Source organism: Bradyrhizobium sp. Kon58, from assembly GCF_055807455.1.
In genome coordinates this window covers 153,644-179,138 of sequence record NZ_JBVVOT010000004.1, presented here as the reverse complement: position 1 = coordinate 179,138, position 25,495 = coordinate 153,644, and the positions used below count along the sequence as shown (strand labels likewise).

Sequence of the window (25,495 nt, the reverse complement as noted above, 5' to 3'; positions counted from 1 at the left end):
CATGGCAGTCAGCGCCAACCGACTTGAATTGCTTCAGATCGCCGACGCCGTTGCGCGCGAGAAATCGATCGACCGCGGCATCGTCATCGCGGCGATGGAGGATGCCATCGCCAAGGCGGCGCGGGCCCGTTACGGCAGCGAGACCGACGTTCACGCCGAGATCGACCCGAAGAAGGGCGAGCTCCGGTTGTCGCGCCACATGCTGGTGGTCGAGACGGTCGAAAACCATTCCAACCAGATCTCGCTGGTGGATGCGCAGCGCGCCAATCCCGGTGCCCAGGTCGGCGACACCATCGCCGACACCCTGCCGCCGCTGGAATATGGCCGCATCGCCGCGCAGTCGGCCAAGCAGGTGATCGTGCAGAAGGTGCGCGAGGCCGAGCGCGACCGGCAATATATGGAATTCAAGGACCGCATCGGCGACATCGTCAACGGCGTCGTCAAGCGCGTCGAATATGGCAGCGTGATCGTCGATCTCGGCCGCGGCGAGGCCATCATCCGCCGCGACGAGATGCTGCCGCGCGAAGTGTTCCGCAACGGCGACCGCGTCCGGGCCTACATCTTCGACGTCCGCCGCGAGACCCGCGGGCCGCAGATCTTCCTCTCCCGCACCCATCCGCAGTTCATGGCCAAGCTGTTCGCGCAGGAAGTGCCGGAGATCTATGACGGCATCGTCGAGATCAAGGCTGTCGCCCGCGATCCCGGCTCGCGCGCCAAAATCGGCGTAATTTCCCGCGATTCCTCGGTCGATCCGGTCGGCGCCTGCGTCGGTATGCGCGGTTCGCGCGTGCAGGCGGTGGTGAACGAATTGCAGGGCGAGAAGATCGACATCATCCCCTGGTCGCCCGACATCGCGACCTTCGTGGTCAACGCGCTGGCGCCGGCCGAAGTCTCCAAGGTCGTCATCGACGAAGACCGCGAGCGCATCGAGGTCGTCGTGCCCGACACCAACAACCAGCTCTCGCTGGCGATCGGCCGCCGCGGCCAGAATGTGCGTCTGGCCTCGCAGCTCACCGGCTGGGACATCGACATCCTGACCGAGCAGGAGGAATCGGAGCGCCGCCAGGCCGATTTCGAGAACTCCACCCGCGTCTTCATGGAATCGCTCAATGTCGACGAAGTGGTCGGCCAATTGCTGGCGTCGGAAGGCTTCACCTCGGTCGAGGAACTCGCGATGGTGGACGTCAAGGAACTCGCCGGCATCGAAGGTTTCGACGAGGAGACTGCGCAGGAACTCCAGAACCGCGCCCGGGAATATCTTGAACAGCTGGAAGCCGAACTCGAGGCCAGGCGCAAGGAGCTCGGCGTCGAGGACGCCGTGAAGGACGTGCCCGGCGTCACCTCGAAGATGCTGGTGAAGTTCGGCGAGAACGACATCAAGACAGTCGACGACCTCGCCGGCTGCGCCACGGACGATCTGGTCGGCTGGACCGAGCGCAAGGAGGGCGGCGAGCAGACCAAATATCCGGGCGCGCTCGATGGCCTCGAAATTTCCCGTGACGATGCTGAAGCGATGATCATGCAGGCCCGTGTCAAGGCCGGCTGGATCACCGAGGCCGATCTCGCCAAGCCCGCCGAAGAGGCCGAGGCGACCGAAGATCAGCCGGCTTAAGGCGAAGGAGGATGTCACCCGGATGCTCGCCGATACTGACCCCGAACTCGACCATGGACCGCGGACCGAAAGGTCCGCGACCATGCGGATGTGTGTGGTCAGCCGCGAGGTCCGGCCGATCGACGAGCTGATCCGCTTCGTCGTCTCGCCGCAAGGGCACATAGTTCCCGATCTCAAGCGCAAGCTGCCCGGACGCGGCATGTGGGTCACCGCCTCGCGCGAGGTGGTTGCGGAAGCCGTTCGGCGTCACCATTTCACCAAAGCCTTCAAGCGCGAGCTGCGCATCCCTCAGACGCTTCCCGCCGACCTCGAGGCGCTCCTGGTCCGGAGCGTGGTCGAAGCCCTTGGGATTGCCGCCAAGGCGCGCCAGATCGTAGCCGGTTTCGGCAAGGTCGAAAGCGCGCTTCGGGAAGGTACGGTCGAGGTCCTGATCCATGCCAGCGACGGGGCCGCGGACGGAATCCGCAAATTGGACATGCTGGCGCGTCAAAATGAGGGAAATCGCGGCGCCAAGCCGCCGATTCCCGTCGTCACCGCACTAAAATCGACAGAATTGGATTTGGCACTTACCCGGTCAAATGTGATACATGCTGCCCTGCTCGCGGGCCCGGCGAGCAAGTCATTCCTGTCACGTAGCCAGATGCTGGTCCGATACCGGATGGCGGACGCTGACAGGACTGCCGAAAAGCCCGGCCAGGATTTCTGAGAGACAACGACCACCCGATAGCACGGTGCGGCAACGCACAAGACAACAAGATCAGGATTAGGACTGCTTAATGGTTGATACCAAGACCCCTGGCGACAAGAAGCTGAGCGTTCCGAGCAAGACGCTATCGCTCAAGCCGCGCGTCGAAACGGGCACCGTGCGCCAGAGCTTCAGTCATGGCCGTAGCAAGCAGGTCGTGGTCGAGAAGCGTGGCAAGCGCCGTGTCGACGGCAGCCCCGAGCCGCAGGTGGCCGAGGTGGCGAAGCCCGCGCCGGCCGCCGTCGCGCCCAAGCCTGCTCCGGCCCGCCCCGCGCCGCCGCGCAACGCCGGCTCCGGCGTGGTGCTGCGCACGCTGACCGAGGACGAACGTTCCGCCCGCGCCAGCGCGCTGGCCGATGCCAAGGTGCGCGAAGTCGAAGAGCGCCGCCATGCCGAGGAAGAGGCCCAGCGCCGCGCGGTCCGCGAAAGCGCCGAGCGTGCCGATCGCGAGGCCGCCGAAGCCCGCCGCAAGGCCGAGGAGGAGCGTCACCGCCACGAAGAGGAAGCCAAGCGGAAGGCCGAAACCGAGGCCAAGAAGCGTTTTGGCGAAGGCGAGCAACCGCAATCTGCGGCGCGCCCTGCAACCGCGACCTCGGCCGCTCCTGCAGCGCGGCCCGGAGCGCCCACGGCGCGACCCGGCACAACCACCACGGCACGCCCGGGAACAACGACCGCGCGGCCCGGAACGACCACGCAACGGCCGGGAGGCCCGGTGGGCCGCGCCCCCGCTGTCGCGGCCGGACCGGACGAGGACGAGGGTCCGCGCCAGATCCGTCGCGGCCCCGGCGGCGCTGCGCGGCCTGTGGTCGCTCCCAAGCCCACCCACAAGCCCGGCCCGCAGAAGGAGCGCGGCCGCCTGACGGTCGTCACCGCCTTCAATGCCGACGACGTCCGCGAGCGCTCGATCGCCTCGTTCCGCCGCCGCACCCAGCGCCTGAAGGGCCATGCCGCGAACGAGCCGAAGGAAAAGCTCATTCGCGAGGTGGTCATTCCGGAAGCGATCACCATCCAAGAGCTCGCCAACCGCATGTCAGAGCGCGCGGTGGAAATCATCCGCATGCTGATGAAGCAGGGCGCGATCCACAAGATCACCGACGTGATCGATGCCGACACCGCGCAGCTGATCGCCGAGGAGCTTGGTCACACCGTCAAGCGCGTTGCCGCGTCCGACGTTGAAGAAGGCCTGTTCGACGCCATCGACGATTCCACCGACACCGAGCCGCGCTCGCCGGTGGTGACCGTGATGGGTCACGTCGATCACGGCAAGACCTCGCTGCTCGACGCGCTCCGTCATGCCAACGTGGTCTCCGGCGAAGCCGGCGGCATCACCCAGCATATCGGCGCCTATCAGGTGCTGTCGCCCGAAAGCGGCAAGAAGATCACCTTCATCGACACGCCCGGCCACGCCGCGTTCACCGCGATGCGCGCCCGCGGCGCCAAGGTGACCGACATCGTCGTGCTGGTGGTTGCGGCCGACGACGGCGTGATGCCGCAGACGATCGAAGCCATCAACCACGCCAAGGCGGCGCGGGTGCCGATCATCGTTGCCATCAACAAGATCGACAAGCCCGACGCCAAGCCCGAGCGCGTGCGCACCGAGCTGCTCCAGCACGAGGTGCAGGTGGAATCCTTCGGCGGCGAAGTCGTCGACGTCGAAGTGTCGGCGAAGAACAAGACCAATCTCGACAAGCTGCTCGAGATGATCGCGCTCCAGGCCGACATCCTCGACCTCAAGACCAATTCGGATCGTCCGGCCGAAGGCACCGTGATCGAAGCCAAGCTCGATCGTGGCCGCGGTCCGGTCGCGACCGTTCTGGTGCAGCGCGGCACGCTCCGTGTCGGTGACATCATCGTCGCCGGCGCCGAAATGGGCCGCGTCCGCGCGCTGATCTCGGATCAGGGCGAGACGGTGCAGGAGGCAGGTCCGTCAGTGCCGGTCGAGGTGCTCGGCTTCAACGGTCCGCCGGAAGCCGGCGATCGTCTCGCCGTGGTCGAGAACGAAGCCCGTGCCCGTCAGGTCACCAGCTACCGCGCGCACCAGAAGCGCGAGAATGCGGCTGCCTCGATCTCCGGCATGCGCGGCTCGCTCGAGCAGATGATGTCGCAGTTGAAGACGGCGGGCCGCAAGGAATTCCCGCTGATCATCAAGGCCGACGTGCAGGGCTCGCTGGAAGCGATCCTCGGCTCGCTGGAGAAGCTCGGCACCGACGAGGTCGCCGCGCGTATCCTGCATGCCGGTGTCGGCGGCATCTCGGAATCGGACGTGACGCTCGCGGAAGGCTTCAACGCCGCGATCATCGGCTTCTCGGTTCGTGCGAACAAGGAGGCCGCTGCGGCCGCCAAGCGCAACGGCATCGAGATCCGTTACTACAACATCATCTACGACCTCGTGGACGACGTGAAGAAGGCCATGAGCGGCCTGCTCGCGCCGACCCTGCGGGAAACCATGCTCGGCAATGCCGCGATCCTGGAGATCTTCAACATCTCCAAGGTCGGCAAGGTCGCCGGTTGCCGCGTCACCGACGGCACCGTGGAACGCGGCGCCAATGTGCGCCTGATCCGCGACAACGTCGTCGTGCACGAAGGCAAGCTGTCGACGCTGAAGCGCTTCAAGGACGAAGTGAAGGAAGTCCAGTCCGGTCAGGAATGCGGCATGGCCTTCGAGAACTATCACGACATGCGCGCCGGTGACGTCATCGAGTGTTACCGCGTGGAGACGATCCAGCGCTCCCTGTAAGTCCAAATCTTACCGAAGCGCCTGGATCTTTTTTGAACTGAATTGCGGGAGTGCGATGGCCGGATTTTTTCCGGCCATCCACCCCTCTTCGTTTCAGCAAGACAAATGACAATGCCCGTGTCCCAAAAGCGGGCACGACGAGGTGATTTTCAGACCATGCCCCGCCATCATCAGAAAAAGAGTTCCGCGCCCGGCGGCTCGCAACGTCAGTTGCGGGTCGGCGAGCAGGTTCGCCATGCGATAGCCGAGATTCTGGCGCAAGGCAGCGTGCATGATGCAGACCTCGAAGGTCACATCATCACCGTGCCGGAGGTGCGGATGTCGCCCGACCTGAAGCTCGCAACAGTCTATGTGATGCCGCTCGGTGGCCGCGATACCGAGATCGTCCTCGCTGCGCTCGAGCGCAACAAGAAATTCCTGCGCGGCGAGGTCGCGCGGCGCGTTAACCTGAAATTTGCACCTGACCTTCGCTTCCGCGTCGACGAACGATTCGACGAAGCGGAACGGATCGAGAAGCTTTTGCGAACACCCGCGGTGCAGAAGGACCTGGAACAGGATCCGGATACGGATCGGGAAGAAGAACGATGACGATGGACCCGGCTCACGGCACGATCGGCGGCGAAGAGGCCGATCAGCTCGACGTGCAGAAAAATAATTTTGCGGACATGGGCGGCAATTCTCAGCCGCCTCAGGAGCCGCGCCGCGTCAACAACGATCCGCGCGCCAACAAGCAGAAGGGCAACCAGCCGCGCCGCGACCGCCGCGACGTCCACGGCTGGGTCGTGCTCGACAAGCCGATCGGCATGACCTCGACGCAGGCCGTTGCCGTGCTCAAGCGCCTGTTCAACGCCAAACGCGCCGGCCATGCCGGCACGCTCGATCCGCTCGCCTCCGGCGGCCTGCCGATCGCGCTCGGCGAGGCCACCAAGACCGTTCCGTTCGTCATGGACGGCCGCAAGCGCTACCGGTTCACCGTGTGCTGGGGCGAGGAGCGCGACACCGACGACATCGAGGGCCGGGCGACCGCAACCTCGGACCAGCGCCCGACCCGGGACGCCATCGAGGCCCTGCTGCCCCGTTTCACCGGAGTGATCCAGCAGATCCCGCCGCGCTACTCCGCGATCAAGGTCCAGGGCGAGCGCGCCTACGACCTCGCCCGCGACGGCGAGATCGTGGAACTGGCCCCCCGCCCGGTCGAGATTCACCGTTTAAGCCTTGTAGATCAACCGGATAGCGACCGGGCCGTGTTCGAGGCCGAGTGCGGCAAGGGCACCTATGTCCGCGCGCTGGCCCGCGATATGGGCCGGATTCTCGGCACTTACGGCCATATCTGCGCGCTGCGGCGGACCCTGGTCGGCCCATTTGGCGAGAACGACATGATTCCGCTGGATCAGTTGGAGGCTTTGTGCGATAGAGCCGCGTCCGGCGAGGGTAGCCTCGCCGACGCGCTTATGCCCGTTGAGACCGCGCTGGACGACATCCCGGCACTGGCCGTCACTCGGGCTGATGCGGCAAGGCTCCATCGGGGCCAAGCCGTTTTGTTGCGCGGACGGGATGCGCCCACTTGTAGCGGCACAGTCTATGTCACGGTGGCAGGCCGACTTCTCGCGCTTGCCGAAGTCGGCAATGGCGAAATCATCCCCAAGCGTGTGTTCAACCTGACCGGCCTGACTGCCAGCGCCGATCGCAACGAGAGAAATTGACCGATGTCGATTGCCGCAGAACGCAAAGCGGAAGTCATCAAGACGAATGCCAACAAGGCCGGCGATACCGGCTCGCCAGAGGTTCAGGTCGCGATCCTGTCGGAACGCATCGCCAACCTCACCAACCATTTCAAGACCCACGTGAAGGACAACCATTCGCGTCGCGGTCTCTTGAAGCTGGTCTCGACCCGCCGCTCGCTCCTCGACTATGTGAAGAAAAAGGACGAGGCGCGTTACAAGGCGCTGCTCGAGAAGCACAACATTCGTCGTTAAGAGTTCTTGCGCGCGCCAAACGGCGCGCGTTTTCGCGCGTGATTTCGAACGAAAGCGTTTGTTTAAAGGTTTTTCGTCGAGGCTGCGTGCGCGTCGGATGCGAGCCGTTGACGGCGAGCATCCGAGGCATGGTGGGCGAACACCGCGCTTCGGTGTTCGCGTTCGTGCCGACTGACAGTCCAGCAGCAATCCGGCGGCTGGGCACAACGGGCAAGGCGCCCGTATGACCCGAAGGGATGGACGCCATCCGAAATCCAAAAACCATGGCAGGATCGCAGGACGCTGATCGCCCGCTTCGATCAACGTCCCGCAATCTTGCGCATGGTTTTTGTTTTTCGACCCGTCCTTCTTTCGAGAACCCATGAAAGAAGACCTCTATGTTCAATAAGCATTCAGTCGAGATCGACTGGGGTGGACGCCCTCTCAAGCTCGAAACCGGCAAGATCGCCCGCCAGGCCGACGGCGCCGTCGTCGCGACCTACGGCGAGACCGTGGTGCTCGCCACCGTCGTTGCCGCGAAGTCGCCGCGCGAAGGCGTCGACTTCCTGCCGCTGACCGTCGACTACCAGGAGAAGACCTACGCAGCCGGCCGCATTCCCGGCGGTTATTTCAAGCGCGAAGGTCGTCCGACCGAGAAGGAAACGCTGGTTTCCCGCCTGATCGACCGTCCGATCCGTCCGCTGTTCGTCGACGGCTGGCGCAACGAGACCCAGGTGATCGTCACCGTGCTCTCGCACGACATGGAGAACGATCCCGATATCGTCGCGCTGGTGGCCTCGTCGGCTGCGCTGACCCTGTCGGGCGCCCCCTTCAAGGGCCCGATTGGCGCCGCGCGCGTCGGCTTCGCCAATGACGAGTTCATCCTCAACCCGACGCTCGACGAGATGGTCGACACCCAGCTCGACCTCGTCGTCGCCGGCACCGCAGACGCGGTGCTGATGGTGGAATCGGAAGCCAAGGAGCTGAACGAAGAGATCATGCTCGGCGCCGTGATGTTCGGTCACCGCCACTTCCAGCCCGTGATCAACGCGATCATCGAGCTCGCCGAAAAGGCCGCGAAGGAGCCGCGCGAGGTCACCACGATCGACAATTCGGCGCTCGAAAAGGAAATGCTCGGCATGGTCGAGCAGGAACTGCGCGCCGCCTACGCCATTCCGGTCAAGCAGGATCGCTACGCCGCGGTCGGCAAGGTCAAGGAAAAGGTGATCGCGCACTACTTCCCGGAAGGCCAGGAGCCGAAATACGACAAGCTGCGCATCGGCGGCGTGTTCAAGGAGCTCGAAGCCAAGATCGTTCGCTGGAACATTCTCGACACCGGCAAGCGCATCGACGGCCGCGATTCCAAGACCGTGCGCAACATCGTCGCCGAAGTCGGCGTGCTGCCCCGCGCTCACGGCTCGGCGCTGTTCACCCGCGGCGAGACCCAGGCGCTGGTCGTGACCACGCTCGGCACCGGCGAGGACGAGCAGTACATCGACGCGCTGTCGGGAACGTACAAAGAGACGTTCCTGCTGCACTATAATTTCCCTCCCTACTCGGTCGGTGAGACCGGCCGCCTCGGCGGTACCAAGCGCCGCGAGATCGGCCACGGCAAGCTCGCCTGGCGCGCGATCCACCCGGTGCTGCCGCCGCACCACGAATTCCCCTACACCACGCGCGTGGTGTCGGAGATCACCGAATCCAACGGCTCCTCGTCGATGGCTTCGGTCTGCGGCGCCTCGCTCGCGCTGATGGACGCCGGCGTGCCGTTGAAGCGGCCGACCGCGGGCATCGCGATGGGCCTGATCCTCGAAGACAAGCGCTTCGCGGTTCTCTCGGACATCCTCGGTGACGAGGATCATCTCGGCGACATGGACTTCAAGGTCGCCGGTACCGAGCAGGGCATCACCTCGCTCCAGATGGACATCAAGATCGAGGGCATCACCGAGGAGATCATGAAGGTCGCGCTCGGCCAGGCCAAGGATGGGCGTATCTACATCCTCGGCGAGATGTCGAAGGCGCTCACCAACGCCCGTGCCGAGCTCGGCGAATACGCGCCGCGCATCGAGACCTTCAAGATCGCCACCGACAAGATCCGCGAAGTGATCGGCACCGGCGGCAAGGTGATCCGCGAGATCGTCGAGAAGACCGGCGCCAAGGTCAACATCGAGGACGACGGCACCGTGAAGGTCGCCTCCAACGACGGCGAGGCCATGAAGGCCGCGATCAAGTGGATCAAGTCGATCGCCTCCGATCCGGAAGTCGGCCAGATCTATGACGGCACCGTCGTCAAGGTGATGGAGTTCGGCGCTTTCGTGAACTTCTTCGGCTCCAAGGACGGTCTCGTCCACATCAGCCAGCTCGCCTCGGCGCGCGTGCAGAAGACCTCCGACGTCGTCAAGGAAGGCGACAAGGTCAAGGTCAAGCTGCTCGGCTTCGACGACCGCGGCAAGACCCGCCTGTCGATGAAGGTGGTCGACCAGGAGACCGGCGAAGACCTCGAGGGCAAGGGCGAGAGCCAGCAGCCCGCGCGCGAAGCGGCCGGCGAGTAAATCTCGCCACCTGCCAGAAACACGAAGGGCGGCCTCGCGGCCGCCCTTTTTGTTTGTCGCTTGCTGAGCTTCGGAATCAGGCCGCGATGTCGAACCGGTCCAGGTTCATCACCTTGGTCCAGGCCTTGGCGAAGTCCTTGACGAACTGCTCCTTGGAATCCGACGTGGCATAGACCTCGGCGTAGGCGCGAAGCTGCGAGTGTGCGCCGAAGATCAGGTCGACGCGCGTGCCGGTCCACTTCACCGCGTTGGTCTTGCGGTCGCGGGCCTCATAGGTGCCGTCGGTGCCGGCCGGCGTCCACTGCGTGCTCATGTCGAGCAGGTTGACGAAGAAGTCGTTGCTCAGCGTTCCCACCTTCGAGGTGAGGACGCCGTTCTTCGAACCGTTCGCATTGGCACCGAGCACGCGCAGACCGCCGAGGAGCGCCGTCATCTCCGGGCCGGTAAGCCGGAGCAGCTGCGCACGATCGACCAGAGCCTCCTCGGGCATCATGAACTGCTGCCGCTTGCCGATGAAGTTACGGAAGCCATCGGCCCGCGGCTCCAGCGGAGCAAACGAAGCGGCGTCGGTCTGCTCCTGCGAGGCATCCATGCGGCCCGGCGTGAAGCCAACCTTGACGTCGATGCCGGCATCCTTCGCGGCCTTCTCGACCGCGGCGGTACCGCCGAGCACGATGAGGTCCGCGAGCGAGACCTTCTTCGCACCGGATGACGCGTTGAAGTCCTTCTGGATCGCTTCGAGCTTGCCCAAAACCTTCGAGAGTTGGGCCGGCTCGTTCACCTCCCAGTCCTTCTGCGGGGCAAGGCGAATGCGCGCGCCGTTGGCGCCGCCGCGCTTGTCCGAGCCGCGGAACGTCGAGGCCGACGCCCATGCGGTCGAGACCAGCTCCGAGACCGACAGACCCGAGGCCAGGATCTTGGTCTTCAGCGAGGCGATATCCTGCTCGCTGGCCAGCTCGTGATTCACGGCCGGGATCGGGTCCTGCCAGATCAGCGTTTCCTTCGGCACCAGCGGGCCGAGATAGCGCACGACCGGACCCATGTCGCGATGGGTGAGCTTGAACCAGGCGCGGGAGAAGGCGTCTGCGAACTGATCGGGATTCTCCAGGAAGCGGCGCGAGATCTTCTCATACGCGGGATCGAAGCGCAGCGAGAGGTCAGTCGTCAGCATGGTCGGCCGATGCTTCTTCGACTTGTCGAAAGCGTCGGGAATCACGGGGTCGGCGCCCTTTGCCGTCCATTGGTTCGCACCGCCCGGGCTCTTGGTCAGCTCCCATTCGAAGTTGAACAGGTTCTCGAAGAAGTAGTTGCTCCACTTGGTCGGGGTCTGCGACCAAGTCACCTCGAGACCGCTGGTGATAGCGTCGCCCGAGTGGCCCGAAGAGTGCTTGCTCTTCCAGCCGAGACCCTGATCCTCGAGCGCGCCCGCTTCCGGCTCCGGTCCGACCAGCGACGGATCGCCCGCGCCATGGGTCTTGCCGAAGGTGTGGCCGCCGGCGATCAGCGCGACGGTTTCCTCGTCGTTCATCGCCATGCGGAAGAAGGTTTCGCGAATGTCCTTGGCCGCGGCGATCGGATCCGGCTTGCCGTTCGGGCCTTCCGGATTGACGTAGATGAGGCCCATCTGCACCGCGCCGAGCGGCTCGGCGAGCTGGCGTTCGCCGCTGTAGCGCTCATCGCCCAGCCACGTGCCTTCGGGACCCCAATACAGCTCTTCCGGCTCCCAGACGTCGACGCGGCCGCCGGCAAAGCCAAAGGTCTTGAAGCCCATCGACTCCAGCGCGACGTTGCCGGCCAGCACCATCAGATCGGCCCAGGAGATCTTGCGGCCGTATTTCTGCTTGATCGGCCAGAGCAGACGGCGTGCCTTGTCGAGATTGGCGTTGTCGGGCCAGCTGTTGAGCGGCGCGAAACGCTGCTGTCCCGCGCCGGCGCCACCGCGACCGTCGGTGGTGCGATAGGTGCCCGCGCTATGCCAGGCCATGCGGATCATGAGGCCGCCGTAGTGACCGAAGTCGGCGGGCCACCATTCCTGCGATTCGGTCATCAGAGCGGTCAAGTCCTTGATGACCGCGTTCAGGTCGAGCGACTTGAATTCCTTGGCGTAGTCGAAGTCCTTGTCCATCGGGTCGGACTTGGCGGAATTCTTGTGCAGCATCTCGATGCTGAGCTGGGTCGGCCACCAATCGCGGTTCGCCGGCACGCGTTTTCCACCCGAAAACGGGCACTTTGAAGAGTCGTCCATGAATACCTCCTCTGGTGGCGTCGAACTCGCGCCTTTGACCAGGTAGAAGCACTCTAAGCTTCACGTTCGATCAGGGGAAGTTGACTTTAATGATCGCAGCGATAAGATTTTCTGATGCTAAACCTCACCCTGCGCCAGCTCCGGTATTTCGACGCCCTGGCGCGTCACAGTCATTTCGGCCGCGCGGCTGAGTCCTGTTCAATCTCGCAGCCCGCCCTGTCGATGCAGATCAAGGAGCTGGAGGAGGCGCTCGGCGGCCTGCTGCTGGAGCGCAGCGCCCGGCAGGTGGCGCTGACCCGGTTTGGCGAGGAGCTCGCGCAACGCGTCCGCGACATCTTGCGCTCGGTCGACGAGCTCGGCGATTTTGCCCGCGCCTCGCAGGACCGGTTCTCCGGACGGCTGCGCATCGGCATGATCCCGACGATTGCGCCCTATCTGCTGCCGACAATCACCAAGAATCTGACGCGCATGCATCCGGAGCTTGACATCCGCGTGCGCGAGACGATGACGCCGCGGCTGATCCAGGAACTGGTGGAAGGCCGGCTCGATACCGCCATCGTGGCGTTGCCGGTGTCCGAGCCCTCGCTCACCGAGGTCGCCCTGTTCGAGGAAAAATTCCTGCTGGTGCGACCGAGCGCGGATGAGGGAACGCCGGCACCATCGCGGGAGATGATGCGCGAGATGCGGCTGCTGTTGCTCGAGGAAGGACACTGCTTCCGCGATCAGGCGCTGTCATTCTGCAACATGCAATCGGCACCGCCGCGCGAGATGCTGGATGCCAATTCGCTGTCGACGCTGGTCCAGATGGTCAGCGCCGGCATCGGCGTCACCTTGATCCCGGAGATGGCCGTGTCGGTGGAGACGCGATCGGCCTCGGTCTCGCTGGCGCGCTTCCGCGACCCGCAGCCGTCACGCACCATCGGCATGGTCTGGCGCAAGACCAGCCCGCTGGCGCGGCAACTTCTGCAGATCTCCGAGGTGGTGTGCCTATCGGCGGGCAAGGTGCGCGCGCGCCCATCCGTGCGCAGCAAGCCGATTTGAGGCCTCGATGTCGCATCCCACCATCCGCCCGGCCCGCGCGGACGAATACGACGAGATCGGCCGTGTCTGGATGGAGAGCTGGGTCTCGACCGGGCTTGGCGAGGCGAGCGAATTCCTGCTGGCGAACCTGCGCGCACGGATCCGGCGCGAGATCGAGGACGGCTGGAGCCTGTTCGTCGCCGACGACGACGGCACGATCGCCGCGATGCTGGCGCTGCATCTGCCAAAATTCTATCTCGACATGCTGTTCGTCGCGCCCGCCTATCAGGGCCAATCGCTCGGCCGCCAATTGCTCGCCTTCACGCGCACGCAAATGCCGGATGAGATGTCTCTGCGCTGCGTCCGCGAGAACGAAAAAGCCTGGCGCTGGTACGAGCGCGAGGGCTTTGTGTTCGAGAAGCAAGAGGTCGAGCCGTCGAACGGGTTCATGATGAAGTATTATCGGTGGCGGCGGCCGGGACGTACCGGATAGGCAGTGGTCGCCTGGTGCAGCTTGCGGTTGTCACCCGTCCAATTTAGTGTGGTGTATCCGCCGTCCTCCTGCCCCTGATCTCCCGGAATCGATGTTTCGAATTGCTGTCTCGCTGATCGCGGTGCTGTCCCTGCTCACTACGGCAGCCGCGCAAACCCTTCCCGCAACCGCCGCGCCTCCCGCTCAGACGGCGGCGCCGGCCAAGAAGGCAGTCAAGAAGGCGGCGCCGAAGGCCAAACCGGCTGCACAACAGCCAGTCGGGGCGGAGAGTGGCCCCTGTCAGATCGGCGTCATTTCCGCCATCGGAGACCAGTTCTCGGTGCAACATGTTGGCCTCACGATGCTCGGCAACGAGTACATGGAGGCGCCGATCGAGACGTGGGGTATCGATGATCTGTTCGTCGCGAGGGTTCGCGCCGCGGCGCCCGGCACCGCTGTCCGAAAGATCGCTTACGCAAGCGGAGCCTTCAAGCCTTACTATCATCCGGAAGCGAAACTGTTCCGCAAGGACCGTGACGACCTGACGGCGCTGGTGCGGCAGATCGCCGGAACTTCGAACTGCGAACGTTACGTCGTAGCCACGAAAGCCCGCGTTTCGGTTGATGGCACCAATCAATCAATCGAGGGCCTCGGGGTCTACAAGAATTGGGCGAGCCCTTCCGGGCGCGGCGTCGTGGTTTCCTATTTCCGCATCAACGTTTTTGAAGGACGGACTTTCGACGTCCATCGGGCGCCTACCCGCAGCTTCGGCGATGTGATTGCTTCGAGTTTCTCCAACAAGAACGACAATATGCGAATCCTCAACAATCTCGAATTTCCCAAGACCCCTGAACAGGTGACCAACAGCGCATTGCTGCGCGACAGCACACGCGGCCTGCTCACGGCCCAGCTGGACCAGTATCTACCCGCGTATATCAAGGGCGAGTAAGCGCCTTTGCCGACGGGACGCGACAAAGGCTATCGCTCGTCCGCTTCCTGCGGCTGGGCTGTATTTGAGGTCGTGGCCCGGCTGCTCGTGGTGGCGGCTGTCGTGTGGTGCTTTTCGACATCTGCCTGGGCGCAGACCAAATCGGTACCACAAGGGACGGAGACGGCAGGATCAGCCGTCAGGCAAAGCAACAACAAGACGACCACGCGGACGGCCAAGCCTGCTCCCGTGGTCGGTGGCCTGTGCGACTTCGGGGTCGTCATCACCACCGGCGATGAGTTCACCGTGTTGACGACCGGCCTGACCGTATTTCAGAACAAGAAGACGGTCGTCCCGATCCCGGGCTGGGGACTCAATGATCTGATCTTCGCGCGGACTCGCGCCGCGATCCCTGCCGGCGTATCCGTTCTGAGAATCCCCTACAACCCGGCGAAATTTCCTCCCCGCGATGAGTCCAAGGATACATTGAAGGAAAGGTTGTTCCGCGATCTCAATGCGGAGCTGGCCCAATACATGCGCGAGGTCGTGAAAGGAACGAATTGCCGGCACTACATCCAGATCCTCAATTCAATCAGCCCTTTCGGGTCATCCAACTATACGGTCCGCGGCTTCGGCATCCTCAACCATGATGTGGTGCTCGGGCGTCGCATCTATCTCTACGCCCTGGCGTTTGTCCGCGTCTTCGACGGGCGCGACTTTTCTGTTGTCAGACAGAGTTCTGCGCTGATCAACACGCATCATTCCCTCATGGTGCAGAGGCTTCTGGGCGTGCAGATCGGCGGCCCCTATCGCGAACTACCCGCAGAATCGTTTCCAACCCGCCCTGAAGATGCCGCCGACAATCCCGCACTGCGCGACGGCGTGCGCGCCATGCTGACGGAAAGCCTCGACAAGACGCTGCCGCTCTTGCTCGGGTTTCAACGAGCGACACGCAACAGCGACGCGCGCTGATCAACACGTCCTTCGCAGCAGGAACTGGTCTCGAATTATTGAGAAATCGTGGGCACGTCGCTTGCGCGCCTTTGCCCACTCTACGAGAGCTAATCCTGCGTCTTCAGATCGTCCGGCCTCGGCATCAGGACGGTGTTGTAGCCGCTATCGACATAATGGATTTCGCCGGTCACCCCGCCGGAGAGATCCGACAACAGATACAGCGCCGAGCCGCCGAGTTCGTCGAGCGTGACGCCGCGGCGGAGCGGGGAATGCTTTTGCATGAAGGCGAACATCGCGCGCGCCTCGCCGATGCCGGAGCCGGCGAGCGTGCGGATCGGGCCTGCGGAGATCGCGTTGACGCGGATGCCGCGCGGTCCGAAATCGGACGCAAGATAGCGCACCGAGGCTTCCAGCGCCGCCTTGGCCACGCCCATCACGTTGTAGTTCGGCATCGCGCGTTCCGAGGCGCCGAAGGTCAGCGTGATCATGCTGCCGCCCCCCGTCATCAGCTCGGCGGCGCGTTTTGCCACTTCCGTGAAGGAGAAGCAGGAGATCACCATGGTGCGCGAAAAATTCTCGCGGCTGGTGTCGGCGTAACGGCCCTTGAGCTCGTTCTTGTCGGCGAAGCCGATCGCGTGGATCACGAAATCCAGCCGGCCCCACTTTTCGCGCAAGGCCGTGAATGTGGCGTCGACGCTGGCGATGTCCTCGACGTCGCAGGGCAGCACCATGTCGACGCCAAGCTGCTCCGCCAGCGGCTTGACGCGCTTGCCCAGTGCCTCGCCCTGAAAGGTGAAGGCGAGCTCGGCGCCATGGGCATGCAGCGTCTTCGCCATGCCCCAGGCGATCGAATGATCATTGGCGATGCCCATGATCAGACCGCGCTTGCCTTTCATTAATTCCTGCATCGTTACGATCGCTTTCCGCTTTCGTCATGCCCGGGCTCGTCCCGGGCATCCACGCCCTTCGAAGCCGGGACCAAGACGTGGATGGCCGGGACAAGCCCGGCCATGACGAGAAAATTACCAGCGCGTCCGCAAGGACGTCACGCATCCAGCCGGCTGAACACCAGCGTGGCGTTGGTGCCGCCGAAGCCGAAGGAGTTCGACAGCACGGTGCCGATCTTGACGTTGTCGATGCGCTTGCGCACGATCGGCATATCGGCGAACGCGGGGTCGAGTTCCTGGATGTGTGCGCTCTCGCAGATGAAACCATTGTTCATCATCAGCAGCGAATAGATCGCTTCCTGCACGCCGGTTGCGCCCAGGGAGTGACCGGTCAGCGCCTTGGTCGCCGAGATCGGCGGGCACTTCTCGCCACTTCCGAACACCCTGCGGAGCGCGTCGATCTCCGGCGGATCGCCGGCCGGCGTCGATGTCGCGTGCGGATTGATGTAGTCGACCTTGGTCTTCACGGTCGACATCGCCATGCGCATGCAGCGCTCGGCGCCCTCGCCTGACGGTGCGACCATGTCGTAGCCGTCGGACGTCGCGCCGTAGCCGACGATCTCGCCGTAAATGCGCGCGCCGCGCGCCTTGGCATGCTCGAGCTCTTCCAGCACCAGCACGCCGGCGCCGCCGGCAATCACGAAGCCGTCGCGGTTGACGTCGTAGGGACGCGAGGCCGTGGCAGGCGTGTCGTTGTACTTCGAGGACATCGCGCCCATGGCGTCGAACAGCACCGACAGCGACCAGTCCAGCTCCTCGCAGCCGCCGGCGAAGATGACGTCCTGCTTGCCGATCTGGATCGTCTCATAGGCGTTGCCGACGCAATGGTTCGACGTGGCGCAGGCGGACGAGATCGAATAGTTCACGCCCTTGATCTTGAACCAGGTCGCAAGCGTCGCGGAGGCCGTGGAGGACATCGCCTTCGGCACTGCAAACGGCCCGACGCGCTTCGGTCCCTTGGTGCGGGTGATGTCGGCGGCCTCGACGATGGTGCGCGCCGACGGGCCGCCGGAGCCCATGATGATGCCGGTGCGAATATTGGAAATTTCGTCAGGCGAAAGCCCGGAATCCTGGATCGCCTGTTCCATCGCGACGTGATTCCACGCCGCGCCCTGACCGAGGAAACGCATGGCGCGGCGGTCGACTACCGTCGAAGGATCGAGCGTCGGCGCACCCTGCACCTGTGAACGGAAGCCGAGCTCGGCATATTTCTCAGCCCGCGAAATGCCCGACTTCGCCTCGTGAAGGCTCGCAAGCACTTCCTGGGTGTTGTTTCCGATGGAGGAGACAATGCCCATCCCGGTGACCACAACCCGCCTCATGACAGCCTCGCCTCAATCGTTGTCTTCGTGGTGATGCGCTCAGCCCAGGCTCGTGCCCTGCTTGAACAGGCCGACCTTCAAATCCTTCGCGCGATAGATAATCTGGTCATCGACCGAAAGCCATCCGTCGGCGATACCGAGCACCAGCTTTGAACGCATCACGCGCTTGATATCGATGTTGTACACAACCTTGCGGGCCTCCGGCAGCACCTGGCCGCTGAACTTCAGCTCGTTCAGGCCAAGCGCCCGACCGCGACCTTCACCGCCGCTCCAGCCCAGATAAAAGCCGACCATTTGCCACAGTGCATCGAGCCCGAGGCAGCCGGGCATCACCGGATCGTTCTTGAAGTGGCAGCCGAAGAACCAGAGGTCGGGCTTCACGTCGAGCTCGGCGCGCACCACGCCCTTGCCGAATTCACCGCCGGTCTCGCTGATGTCCGCAATGCGGTCGAACATGAGCATCGGCGGCAGCGGCAATTGCGCATTGCCAGGGCCGAACATCTCGCCGCGGGCACATGCCAGCAGATCTTCATATTCGTAACCGTTGCGCCTGTTCAGCATGCGGAAGCCTTTGTGTTCAAACCCCGATTGAGCGGCGTTTCCGGCGAAAATGGGCCCTCTCCTGTTCGAAAGGCAACAGCTGTTGCCATTGTCGGACGAGAATACCGAAGGACCCTGGATCGATAGCGAGCGGCCTTCAATGCCGGGTCGCGCCAAAATCGGTTAAGCGGAACCGCGGGCTCTCTAACACAGGCCATTTCGGGTAGCAAAGCGCTCTCATGAAGGTAAAATGACGGGCCACCAAGCCGGTTCCCTACCTGATTAGAACCACTCTAGTTGCGAGAAACTTGCATCTGCATCTATCTCTCCATATATGTTTGGGGATCACAGTGTTCACGCGTGCCCGAAGCTGGAAATGAACGAAAATAACGCGCCCCATCGCGACGAAGAGGCCCATGCGGCGGCTCTAATGTCCGGCCGCCAGCCGGCTTTGACCGGTTGCCCGTGGCACGACGTCAACGAAATGCTCCAGTCCGCAGGGCTTCGCCCGACCCGCCAGCGTATGGCGCTCGGCTGGCTCCTGTTCGGCAAGGGTGCACGTCACCTCACGGCTGAAATGCTCTACGAAGAAGCGACGCTGGCCAAGGTGCCGGTCTCGCTGGCGACCGTCTACAACACCCTTAACCAGCTCACCGACGCCGGTCTACTGCGTCAGGTCAGCGTCGACGGCACCAAGACCTATTTCGACACCAACGTCACCACCCACCATCACTACTACCTCGAGAACAGCCATGAGCTGGTCGATATCGAGGATCCGCATCTGGCGCTGTCCAAGATGCCGGAGGTGCCCGCGGGTTACGAGATCGCCCGCATCGACATGGTCGTACGGCTGCGCAAGAAGCGCTGAGCTTCGAATCTCGCGTCGTCCCGGCGAAGGCCGGGACCCATACCGCGTGATTTATCGATAATCACAGCAATCTGTATCGCGGGACGACCGGGTAACTACCACTCTTCCTCAAACTACTGCCTGTGGTTATGGGTCCCGGCCTTCGCCGGGACGACCACGAGATCAGTTCACCTGCTCGTCCGAGTAGACGCCCCAGAGGCGCTCCTGCTGAATCCAGCCGTCAAAGCCGTTGCCGAGAACGTGGCACCAGTTTGCGCTGCACTTCTTCACCTGGGTGACGACGCCGGCCTGGAGCTTTGCGGCCACCGCGCTGTCGGGATCGGCGCGATCGTAGATCGGCGCGAGCTCGTCCTTGTGCTTCATCGTGACGACCGCGGTGCGGCGGCCCGACAGCAGCGAGTGATAGACCCAGCCCTCGGCGCCCTCGGAATCGCGCACCCGGCGCCAGTTCTCGAACTCGGCGGTGATTTCGACCGGCAGGCCGGAGCGGGTGTAGACCCAGGCGACGTCATTGTCCTTGGTCGGGCCGGCGCGGACGTTGACGTGATCCGATTTCAGGCTGACGTAGCGCGGCACCGGGAGGCCCGAGGCCGTCTGGGGTGTGCTGTCCTTTGCCGAATGCCCGGGACTGACCGAAGCGCTCAACCAGGTGCAAACGAGCGCCATCACCGAACAAAAACGCCCCAACGCCATCAACCCGTCTCCTGTCGAAGGTCCAGCCGAGCCGGGCCCTCACCCCAAAATTCCAAAACCAGGCCACTGTCGCCCCTGACCCGCCCCACGCGGGTGTTCCCGAGCCCTTTGCCCGTGGTTCTTGTCTTGGCCCGGCCTTCTGCTAGAGAGGACGGACGTCTGAACAACCGGTTTGTCCCGATTTTCCGGCCGGAAATGTCGGGAGAGCTTGAAGGAAACGCCGGGGACGACACGGCAAAGGCAGTCTCGAACAACCGGGTTAATGAGGCCTCAACGGCCGGCCTTTGGCGACAGAGGCGGCTCGCAACGCCTCATGAGGGCAGGACATGTCGGTGAAGAAAAAGCCCCTCGTCGTCGTGACGCGCAAGCTTCCGGACTCGATCGAGACCCGGATGCGCGAGCTGTTCGACGCGCGGATCAATCTCGACGACACGCCGATGTCGCCCGAGCAGATCGCGGAAGCCGCCCGCACCGCCGACGTGCTGGTCCCCACCGTGACCGATCACATCTCCGCCGATATCGTCAACCAGCCCGACTGCAGGCTGAAACTGATCGCCAATTTCGGCAACGGCGTCGACAACATCGATGTCGAGGCCGCGCATGCCCGCGGCATCACCGTCACCAACACGCCCAAAGTTTTGACCGAAGACACCGCCGACATGACGATGGCGCTGATCCTCGCCGTGCCCAGGCGGATGATCGAAGGCGCCTCGATCCTGACGGAAGGAAAACCCTGGCCGGGCTGGTCGCCGACCTGGATGCTTGGCCATCGCATCGGCGGAAAGCGCCTCGGCATCATCGGCATGGGCCGCATCGGCCAAGCGGTTGCACGCCGCGCACGCGCCTTCGGCTTGCAGATCCACTACCACAACCGCCGACCGGTGGCGCCGAAGATCGCCGAAGAGCTGGGCGCGACCTATTGGGAAAGCCTCGACCAGATGCTGGCGCGGATGGACATCATCTCGGTGAACTGTCCGCACACGCCTGCGACCTACCATCTGCTGTCGGCGCGCCGGCTGAAGCTCATTCGCAAGGACGCCTACATCGTCAACACCGCGCGCGGCGGGGTCACTGACGAGGACACGCTGATCAAGCTGATCGAAGGCGGCGAGATCGGCGGCGCCGGCCTCGATGTCTATGAGCACGAGCCCGCGGTGAATCCGAAGCTGGTGCGGCTCGCCAAGGCCGGCAAGGTGACGTTGCTGCCGCACATGGGCTCGGCCACGATCGAGGGCCGCGTCGAGATGGGCGAGAAGGTGATCATCAACATCCGCACCTTCCTCGACGCCCACAAGCCGCCGGATCGCGTGCTGCCGAGCATGCTCTGAGTCCAACTTACTGCGCGACAAGCTCTCCAGCCTCGTCCTGAGGAGACCGCGTAGCGGTCGTCTCGAAGGATGGCGACAGGCGAGATCCGGGCCTTCATGGTTCGAGACGCGCGTTCCGCGCTCCTCACCATGAGGGTTTGCTATCCTCGGGCGTTGCGCTTGCGCCAGTCGGCGACGAAATCGATGAAGGCCCGCAGCGCCGGGGGCGTTTGCCGCCGGCTTGGATAATACAGGAACGGGCCCGGAAACGGCTCGCACCAGTCTTCAAGCAGCCTGACCAGCGCGCCCGACTTCAGGGCTTCGCCGACATATCCATCAAGCGTCGCCCAGATGCCGGCGCCGTCGAGCGCGGCGCGCATGGAAAGGCCCATGTTGGTCGAGATCAGCTTTGCCGGCGGATCGACTTTCACCAGCTGACCGGCTTTCTCGAACTCCAGATCATGCATGACACCGCTGGAGTAGCGGGCGCGGATGCAATCGTGGTCGAGCAGATCCTTCGGATGCTCAGGCTTGCCGCGGCGCGCGAGGTAATCGGGCGAAGCGACCACGACATAGCTCTGCGGGCCGCTGAGCGAGATCGCGACCATGTCCTGCGCGAGATGCTCGCCATAGCGCACGCCGGCATCGAAGCCCGCGCTGACGATATCGACGAACCCGCTCTCGGAGACGATGTCGAGGTCGACCTGCGGATAGGCCTGAAGGAACGGCCCGATCATCGGCGCAAGCACGAGATCGACCGCGGGCGGCGGCGCGTTGATGCGCAGCCTGCCCGAGGCCACTTCGCGCAGGCCGCGGACCTGATCCAGGGCGTCGCCGACATCGCGCAGCGCCGGCGCCAAGCGCGACAGCAGCAGATCGCCCGCCTCGGTCAGGGCGACGCTGCGGGTGGTGCGGTTCATCAGGCGGACGCCGAGGCGCTCTTCGAGGTCTCGCAATCGTTGGCTAAGGCTCGACACCGACACGCGAATTTCGACCGCCGCGCGCCGGAAATTGCGGGTGCGGGCGACCGCCACGAAGACGTCGAGATCACGCAGGTCGGGCTCAGTCATTGTTCGCCAATGTGAACAAGCCATTCTCGATTGTCCAGCTTATCGGCGCAATCGATCAGGCGCATATCAGGCCTCGTCACGCGGCGCAGTCAGCGCCCTTTCGAGGAGAGCCATCATGGAACAGCGCAAACTCGGTTCAACCGGTCCCACCGTCTCCGCTCTCGGTCTCGGGTGCATGGGCATGTCCGAGGTCTACGGCCCCGCCGATCGCGGCGAGAGCATCGCCACGATCCACGCCGCGCTGGATGCCGGCATCACCCTGGTCGACACCGGCGATTTCTACGCCATGGGCCACAATGAAATGCTGGTGCGCGAAGCGCTCAAGGACGTGCCGCGCGACAAGGTGCAGATCAGCGTCAAGTTCGGTGCGCTGCGCGGTCCTGCCGGCGAATTCACCGGCATGGACACGAGGCCGGCCGCAACGAGGAACTTCCTGGCCTATTCACTGCAGCGGCTCGGCACCGACTACATTGACATCTACCGCCCGGCGCGGCTCGATCCCAACATTCCGATCGAGGAAACCATCGGCGGCATCGCCGATCTCGTGAAGGCCGGCTACATCAAACATATCGGCCTGTCCGAGGTCGGCTCCGACACCATCCGCCGCGCGCATGCCGTGCACCCGATCGCCGATCTCCAGATCGAATATTCGTTGATCGAGCGTGGCATCGAACGCGACATCCTGACGACCTGCCGCGAGCTCGGCATCGGCATCACGGCTTACGGCGTGCTGGCACGCGGCCTGATCAGCGGCCATTGGTCGAAGGACTCCGGCAAGACGGGCAAGGACTACCGGCTGATGACGCCGCGCTTCCAGGGACCGAATCTCGACGTCAATCTGGCACTGGTGGAGCAGCTGCGCGCCATCGCCGCCGAGATTGGCGCGACGCCGGCACAAGTCGCGATCGCCTGGGTGGCGGCGCAAGGGAAGGAGATCGTGCCGCTGGTCGGCGCCCGCACCCGCAACCGCCTCAGCGAGGCACTTGGTGCGGCCAAGGTCACGCTGACGCCGGCTCATCTCGCGGTGCTGGCAAAGGCCTTCCCGCCCCATGTCGCCGCCGGTACGCGTTACGCGGCCGAGCAGATGGCGCATCTCGACAGCGAGAAGCCGGCCACGGCGTAGCGGCTGCGATCAGGTGCGATGGACGCTGAGGTCAGTGATCACAGGCCCGTCGCCATTGAGCGGATTGGCCGGATCGCGCGCGTAACGCAGCGTCTCGAAGCGCATCGCGCGCGCATCGATCATCAGGAGGCGGCCAACCAGGCCGTCGCCAAAGCCGACGATCTCGCGGATCGCCTCCAGCGCCATCATCGAGCCCATCACGCCCGCCAGCGCGCCCATGACGCCGGCTTCCGCGCAGGCCGGCACGGTCCCGGGCGGCGGCGCTTCCGGGAACAGGCAGCGATAGGTCGGATTGAATTCGCCCTGCTCGTTCTTCTCATGGGCGCGGATGGTGGTGAGCGAGCCGTCGAAGGTGCCGAGCGCCGCCGTGATCAGCGGCCTCTTGGCGAAGAAGCAGGCGTCCGAGGCTAGATAGCGGGTCGAGAAATTGTCGGAGCCGTCGAGCACGAGGTCATAGTCGCCGATCAGCGACAGCGCATTGTCGGCATTGAGCCAGGTGGCGTGGCCGACGAAGCGGACATGCGGATTGAGCGCCGAAATCCGTTCGGCGGCGCTCTCGACCTTGTGCCGGCCGATATCGGGCGTGGTGTGAATAACCTGGCGCTGGAGGTTCGACAGCGACACCACATCGTCATCGACCACGCCGAGCGTACCGATGCCGGCGGCCGCCAGATACATCAACGCGGGCGCACCGAGCCCGCCGGCCCCGATCACCAGCACGGAGGCCCGCTTCAGCGCAGCCTGGCCGGGACCACCGACATCGCGCAGCACGATATGGCGGGCATAACGTTCGAGTTCGTCCGGGCTCAGCATCGTTATCCTTCCAGATCCTCCCCTCATGGTGAGGAGGCGCGAAGCGCCGTCTCGAACCATGAAGGCCCCGCTGCAGCTGCACGGCCTTCATCCTTCGAGACGCCGCTTACGCGGCTCCTCAGGATGAGGAGCTAGACCTCTTCTCCCCGCCTGAACCACGGCAACATTGTTCGCGACCAACGAGATGTGCTTCAATGGCATTGCGTTCAATGGGCTGGCTGGATTTGTCATGAGATCGATGCTTGCGGCAACACTGATGTTTGCGGCTGCGACAGGCGCACACGCCCAGATGACGACACCGCAGATCCCCGGCACCAAGCCGAAGCCGGTCCAGACCGTTCCGATCCGGCCTCCTGCATTGCAGACGCCGGCTGCGACGGCCGATGCCATGGCGCAGGCGGAGCGGCTGTCGCTGCAGTCCGACCTTGCCTGGGTTGGCCAATATAACGGCGCTATCACCGGCGACGTCAGTGCGCGCCTGGTCGAGGCGATCAAGGAGTATCAGAAGGCCAAGGGCGGCAAGCCGACGGGCGTGCTCAATCCGCAGGAACGCGCCGCGCTCGCCGAGACCGCGCGCCGCAAACAGGACAGCGTCGGCTGGAAGATCGTGACGGAGATGACCAGCGGCGCGCGGCTTGGCATTCCCTCAAAACTGGTGCCGCAGCAGGCGACCGACGCCAACGGCTCGAAATGGACCTCGCCCACCGGTACGGTGCAGGTGCTGCTCAGCCGCCGCAAGGAGGCGAACCCGACCACAGCCAAGCTCGCCGAAGCGGAGAAGAAAGAGCCGGGTCGCAAGGTCGACTACACCGTGGTGAAGCCCGACTTCTTCGTGCTGTCGGGTCTGCAGGGCCTCAAGAAATTTTACATGCGCGGCACCTCTCGGGGTGATGAAGTCCGCATCATGACGATCCTCTACGATCAGGCGACCGAAAACACGGTCGAGCCGGTCGTGATCGCGATGTCGAGCGCGTTCAATGCATTCCCATCGGGACCACAGGCCGGGCCGCCGCCGCGCAAGACCGTCGAATATGGCACCGGCCTCGTCGTCAGCGACGATGGCGCGATCATCACGGACCGCCTCGTCACCGATAGCTGTCTTGCGATCACGGTCGCCGGCTACGGCAGCGCCGATCGTCTCGCCGAGGACAAGGAGCACGATCTGGCGCTGCTGCACATCTACGGCGCACGCGGCCTGAAGCCGCTCAGCCTCGTCGCGGGCGCGGCAAAGACGAGTGTCGATGTCATCGGCATCGCCGACCCGCAGAGCCAGGGCGGAGCCGCCGGTGTGTCGACCCTCAAGGCCGCGCCGGCATCCGTAGGTGGCGGCGATTCCCCGCTCTCACCGCCACCGGCCGTCGGATTTTCCGGCAGCGCCGCGATTGACGCCGACGGCAAGTTCGCCGGCATCGCGCTGTTGAAGCCGGCGATGGTTGCGGGCCCCGCAACGTCGGTACCGGCGTCGCAGGCGGTGATGGTCTCCGCGGAAGCCGTACGTGATTTCCTGAAGGCGAACGCCGTCACCGCGAACGGCACGTCCACGGATGCGAAAGCCGCCGTCGTGCGGGTGATCTGCGTGCGGAAGTAGCTCC

The 25,495-nt window shown here is 64.2% G+C and carries 22 protein-coding genes; 15 read left to right on the top strand and 7 right to left on the bottom strand.

Annotation, left to right across the window (positions count from 1 at the left end; genetic code table 11):
* Position 1: 1 nt before the first annotated feature.
* The 7 genes from nusA to pnp all read left to right on the top strand — a co-directional run bounded on the left by nusA (position 2) and on the right by pnp (position 9,601).
* Positions 2-1,612 carry a transcription termination factor NusA gene (gene nusA / locus AC0L20_RS09595; RefSeq protein WP_007603900.1) on the top strand — a complete coding sequence of 537 codons (1,611 nt, stop codon included), beginning with the start codon at positions 2-4 and terminating at the stop codon, positions 1,610-1,612.
* A 22-nt stretch (positions 1,613-1,634) separates the two neighbouring features.
* Positions 1,635-2,318, top strand: a complete 684-nt coding sequence (locus AC0L20_RS09590) for an RNA-binding protein (protein WP_456767029.1) — start codon at positions 1,635-1,637, stop codon at positions 2,316-2,318.
* A gap of 70 nt (positions 2,319-2,388) precedes the next feature.
* Positions 2,389-5,094 (top strand): translation initiation factor IF-2, encoded by a 2,706-nt coding sequence (infB, locus tag AC0L20_RS09585; RefSeq protein WP_473288313.1) that lies wholly within the window; start codon positions 2,389-2,391, stop codon positions 5,092-5,094.
* Between the two features lie 156 nt (positions 5,095-5,250).
* Entirely contained in the window at positions 5,251-5,682 is a 432-nt protein-coding gene (rbfA, locus tag AC0L20_RS09580; protein WP_473288516.1) for a 30S ribosome-binding factor RbfA, read from the top strand.
* Entirely contained in the window at positions 5,679-6,797 is a 1,119-nt protein-coding gene (gene truB, locus AC0L20_RS09575) for a tRNA pseudouridine(55) synthase TruB (RefSeq protein WP_473288312.1), read from the top strand. The genes rbfA and truB overlap by 4 nt, the downstream gene beginning before the upstream one ends.
* A gap of 3 nt (positions 6,798-6,800) precedes the next feature.
* The gene (gene rpsO, locus AC0L20_RS09570; protein WP_007598346.1) at positions 6,801-7,070 is read left to right on the top strand and encodes a 30S ribosomal protein S15; all 270 of its coding nucleotides are present in this window, start codon (positions 6,801-6,803) and stop codon (positions 7,068-7,070) included.
* 377 nt (positions 7,071-7,447) lie between these two features.
* Entirely contained in the window at positions 7,448-9,601 is a 2,154-nt protein-coding gene (pnp, locus tag AC0L20_RS09565) for a polyribonucleotide nucleotidyltransferase (RefSeq protein ID WP_007598347.1), read from the top strand.
* Positions 9,602-9,677: 76 nt separating this feature from the next.
* Here the strand turns inward: pnp and katG are convergent, their stop codons facing one another.
* A complete protein-coding gene (katG, locus tag AC0L20_RS09560) occupies positions 9,678-11,846 on the bottom strand; it encodes a catalase/peroxidase HPI (protein WP_473288311.1) in 2,169 nt (722 codons plus the stop codon).
* A gap of 114 nt (positions 11,847-11,960) precedes the next feature.
* Between katG and AC0L20_RS09555 the strand changes: the two genes are divergently transcribed.
* The 4 genes from AC0L20_RS09555 to AC0L20_RS09540 all read left to right on the top strand — a co-directional run bounded on the left by AC0L20_RS09555 (position 11,961) and on the right by AC0L20_RS09540 (position 15,238).
* Positions 11,961-12,887 (top strand): hydrogen peroxide-inducible genes activator, encoded by a 927-nt coding sequence (locus tag AC0L20_RS09555; RefSeq protein WP_027514694.1) that lies wholly within the window; start codon positions 11,961-11,963, stop codon positions 12,885-12,887.
* A 7-nt stretch (positions 12,888-12,894) separates the two neighbouring features.
* Positions 12,895-13,359, top strand: coding sequence for a GNAT family N-acetyltransferase (locus AC0L20_RS09550; protein WP_473288310.1), 465 nt, complete (start codon positions 12,895-12,897; stop codon positions 13,357-13,359).
* A 121-nt stretch (positions 13,360-13,480) separates the two neighbouring features.
* Positions 13,481-14,287, top strand: coding sequence for a hypothetical protein (locus AC0L20_RS09545; protein WP_473288309.1), 807 nt, complete (start codon positions 13,481-13,483; stop codon positions 14,285-14,287).
* A gap of 6 nt (positions 14,288-14,293) precedes the next feature.
* Complete coding sequence (locus AC0L20_RS09540; RefSeq protein WP_473288307.1) at positions 14,294-15,238, top strand: hypothetical protein; 945 nt, start codon at positions 14,294-14,296, stop codon at positions 15,236-15,238.
* A gap of 89 nt (positions 15,239-15,327) precedes the next feature.
* Here the strand turns inward: AC0L20_RS09540 and fabI are convergent, their stop codons facing one another.
* The 3 genes from fabI to fabA all read right to left on the bottom strand — a co-directional run bounded on the left by fabI (position 15,328) and on the right by fabA (position 18,050).
* Positions 15,328-16,128, bottom strand: coding sequence for an enoyl-ACP reductase FabI (gene fabI / locus AC0L20_RS09535; RefSeq protein WP_473288306.1), 801 nt, complete (start codon positions 16,126-16,128; stop codon positions 15,328-15,330).
* A 137-nt stretch (positions 16,129-16,265) separates the two neighbouring features.
* On the bottom strand, positions 16,266-17,489 hold the full coding sequence (gene fabB / locus AC0L20_RS09530; RefSeq protein WP_473288304.1) for a beta-ketoacyl-ACP synthase I: 1,224 nt from the start codon (positions 17,487-17,489) through the stop codon (positions 16,266-16,268).
* 39 nt (positions 17,490-17,528) lie between these two features.
* Positions 17,529-18,050, bottom strand: a complete 522-nt coding sequence (gene fabA / locus AC0L20_RS09525) for a bifunctional 3-hydroxydecanoyl-ACP dehydratase/trans-2-decenoyl-ACP isomerase (RefSeq protein ID WP_456767018.1) — start codon at positions 18,048-18,050, stop codon at positions 17,529-17,531.
* Between the two features lie 355 nt (positions 18,051-18,405).
* Between fabA and irrA the strand changes: the two genes are divergently transcribed.
* On the top strand, positions 18,406-18,897 hold the full coding sequence (gene irrA, locus AC0L20_RS09520; protein ID WP_018455787.1) for an iron response transcriptional regulator IrrA: 492 nt from the start codon (positions 18,406-18,408) through the stop codon (positions 18,895-18,897).
* A gap of 162 nt (positions 18,898-19,059) precedes the next feature.
* Here the strand turns inward: irrA and AC0L20_RS09515 are convergent, their stop codons facing one another.
* Positions 19,060-19,590: an SH3 domain-containing protein gene (locus AC0L20_RS09515; protein ID WP_456767017.1), complete on the bottom strand. Its 531-nt coding sequence runs from the start codon at positions 19,588-19,590 to the stop codon at positions 19,060-19,062.
* Positions 19,591-19,916: 326 nt separating this feature from the next.
* Between AC0L20_RS09515 and AC0L20_RS09510 the strand changes: the two genes are divergently transcribed.
* Positions 19,917-20,918: a 2-hydroxyacid dehydrogenase gene (locus AC0L20_RS09510; RefSeq protein ID WP_018455785.1), complete on the top strand. Its 1,002-nt coding sequence runs from the start codon at positions 19,917-19,919 to the stop codon at positions 20,916-20,918.
* A 140-nt stretch (positions 20,919-21,058) separates the two neighbouring features.
* Here the strand turns inward: AC0L20_RS09510 and AC0L20_RS09505 are convergent, their stop codons facing one another.
* Positions 21,059-21,967 carry a LysR family transcriptional regulator gene (locus AC0L20_RS09505; RefSeq protein ID WP_473288303.1) on the bottom strand — a complete coding sequence of 303 codons (909 nt, stop codon included), beginning with the start codon at positions 21,965-21,967 and terminating at the stop codon, positions 21,059-21,061.
* Between the two features lie 115 nt (positions 21,968-22,082).
* Here AC0L20_RS09505 and AC0L20_RS09500 point away from each other — a divergent pair, with 115 nt between their 5' ends.
* Positions 22,083-23,090 carry an aldo/keto reductase gene (locus AC0L20_RS09500; RefSeq protein WP_473288302.1) on the top strand — a complete coding sequence of 336 codons (1,008 nt, stop codon included), beginning with the start codon at positions 22,083-22,085 and terminating at the stop codon, positions 23,088-23,090.
* 9 nt (positions 23,091-23,099) lie between these two features.
* Here the strand turns inward: AC0L20_RS09500 and AC0L20_RS09495 are convergent, their stop codons facing one another.
* The gene (locus AC0L20_RS09495; protein ID WP_473288301.1) at positions 23,100-23,903 is read right to left on the bottom strand and encodes a HesA/MoeB/ThiF family protein; all 804 of its coding nucleotides are present in this window, start codon (positions 23,901-23,903) and stop codon (positions 23,100-23,102) included.
* A 229-nt stretch (positions 23,904-24,132) separates the two neighbouring features.
* On the opposite strand from AC0L20_RS09495, the gene AC0L20_RS09490 reads away from it, so the two are divergent.
* Entirely contained in the window at positions 24,133-25,491 is a 1,359-nt protein-coding gene (locus AC0L20_RS09490; RefSeq protein WP_473288300.1) for a serine protease, read from the top strand.
* Positions 25,492-25,495: the final 4 nt, after the last annotated feature.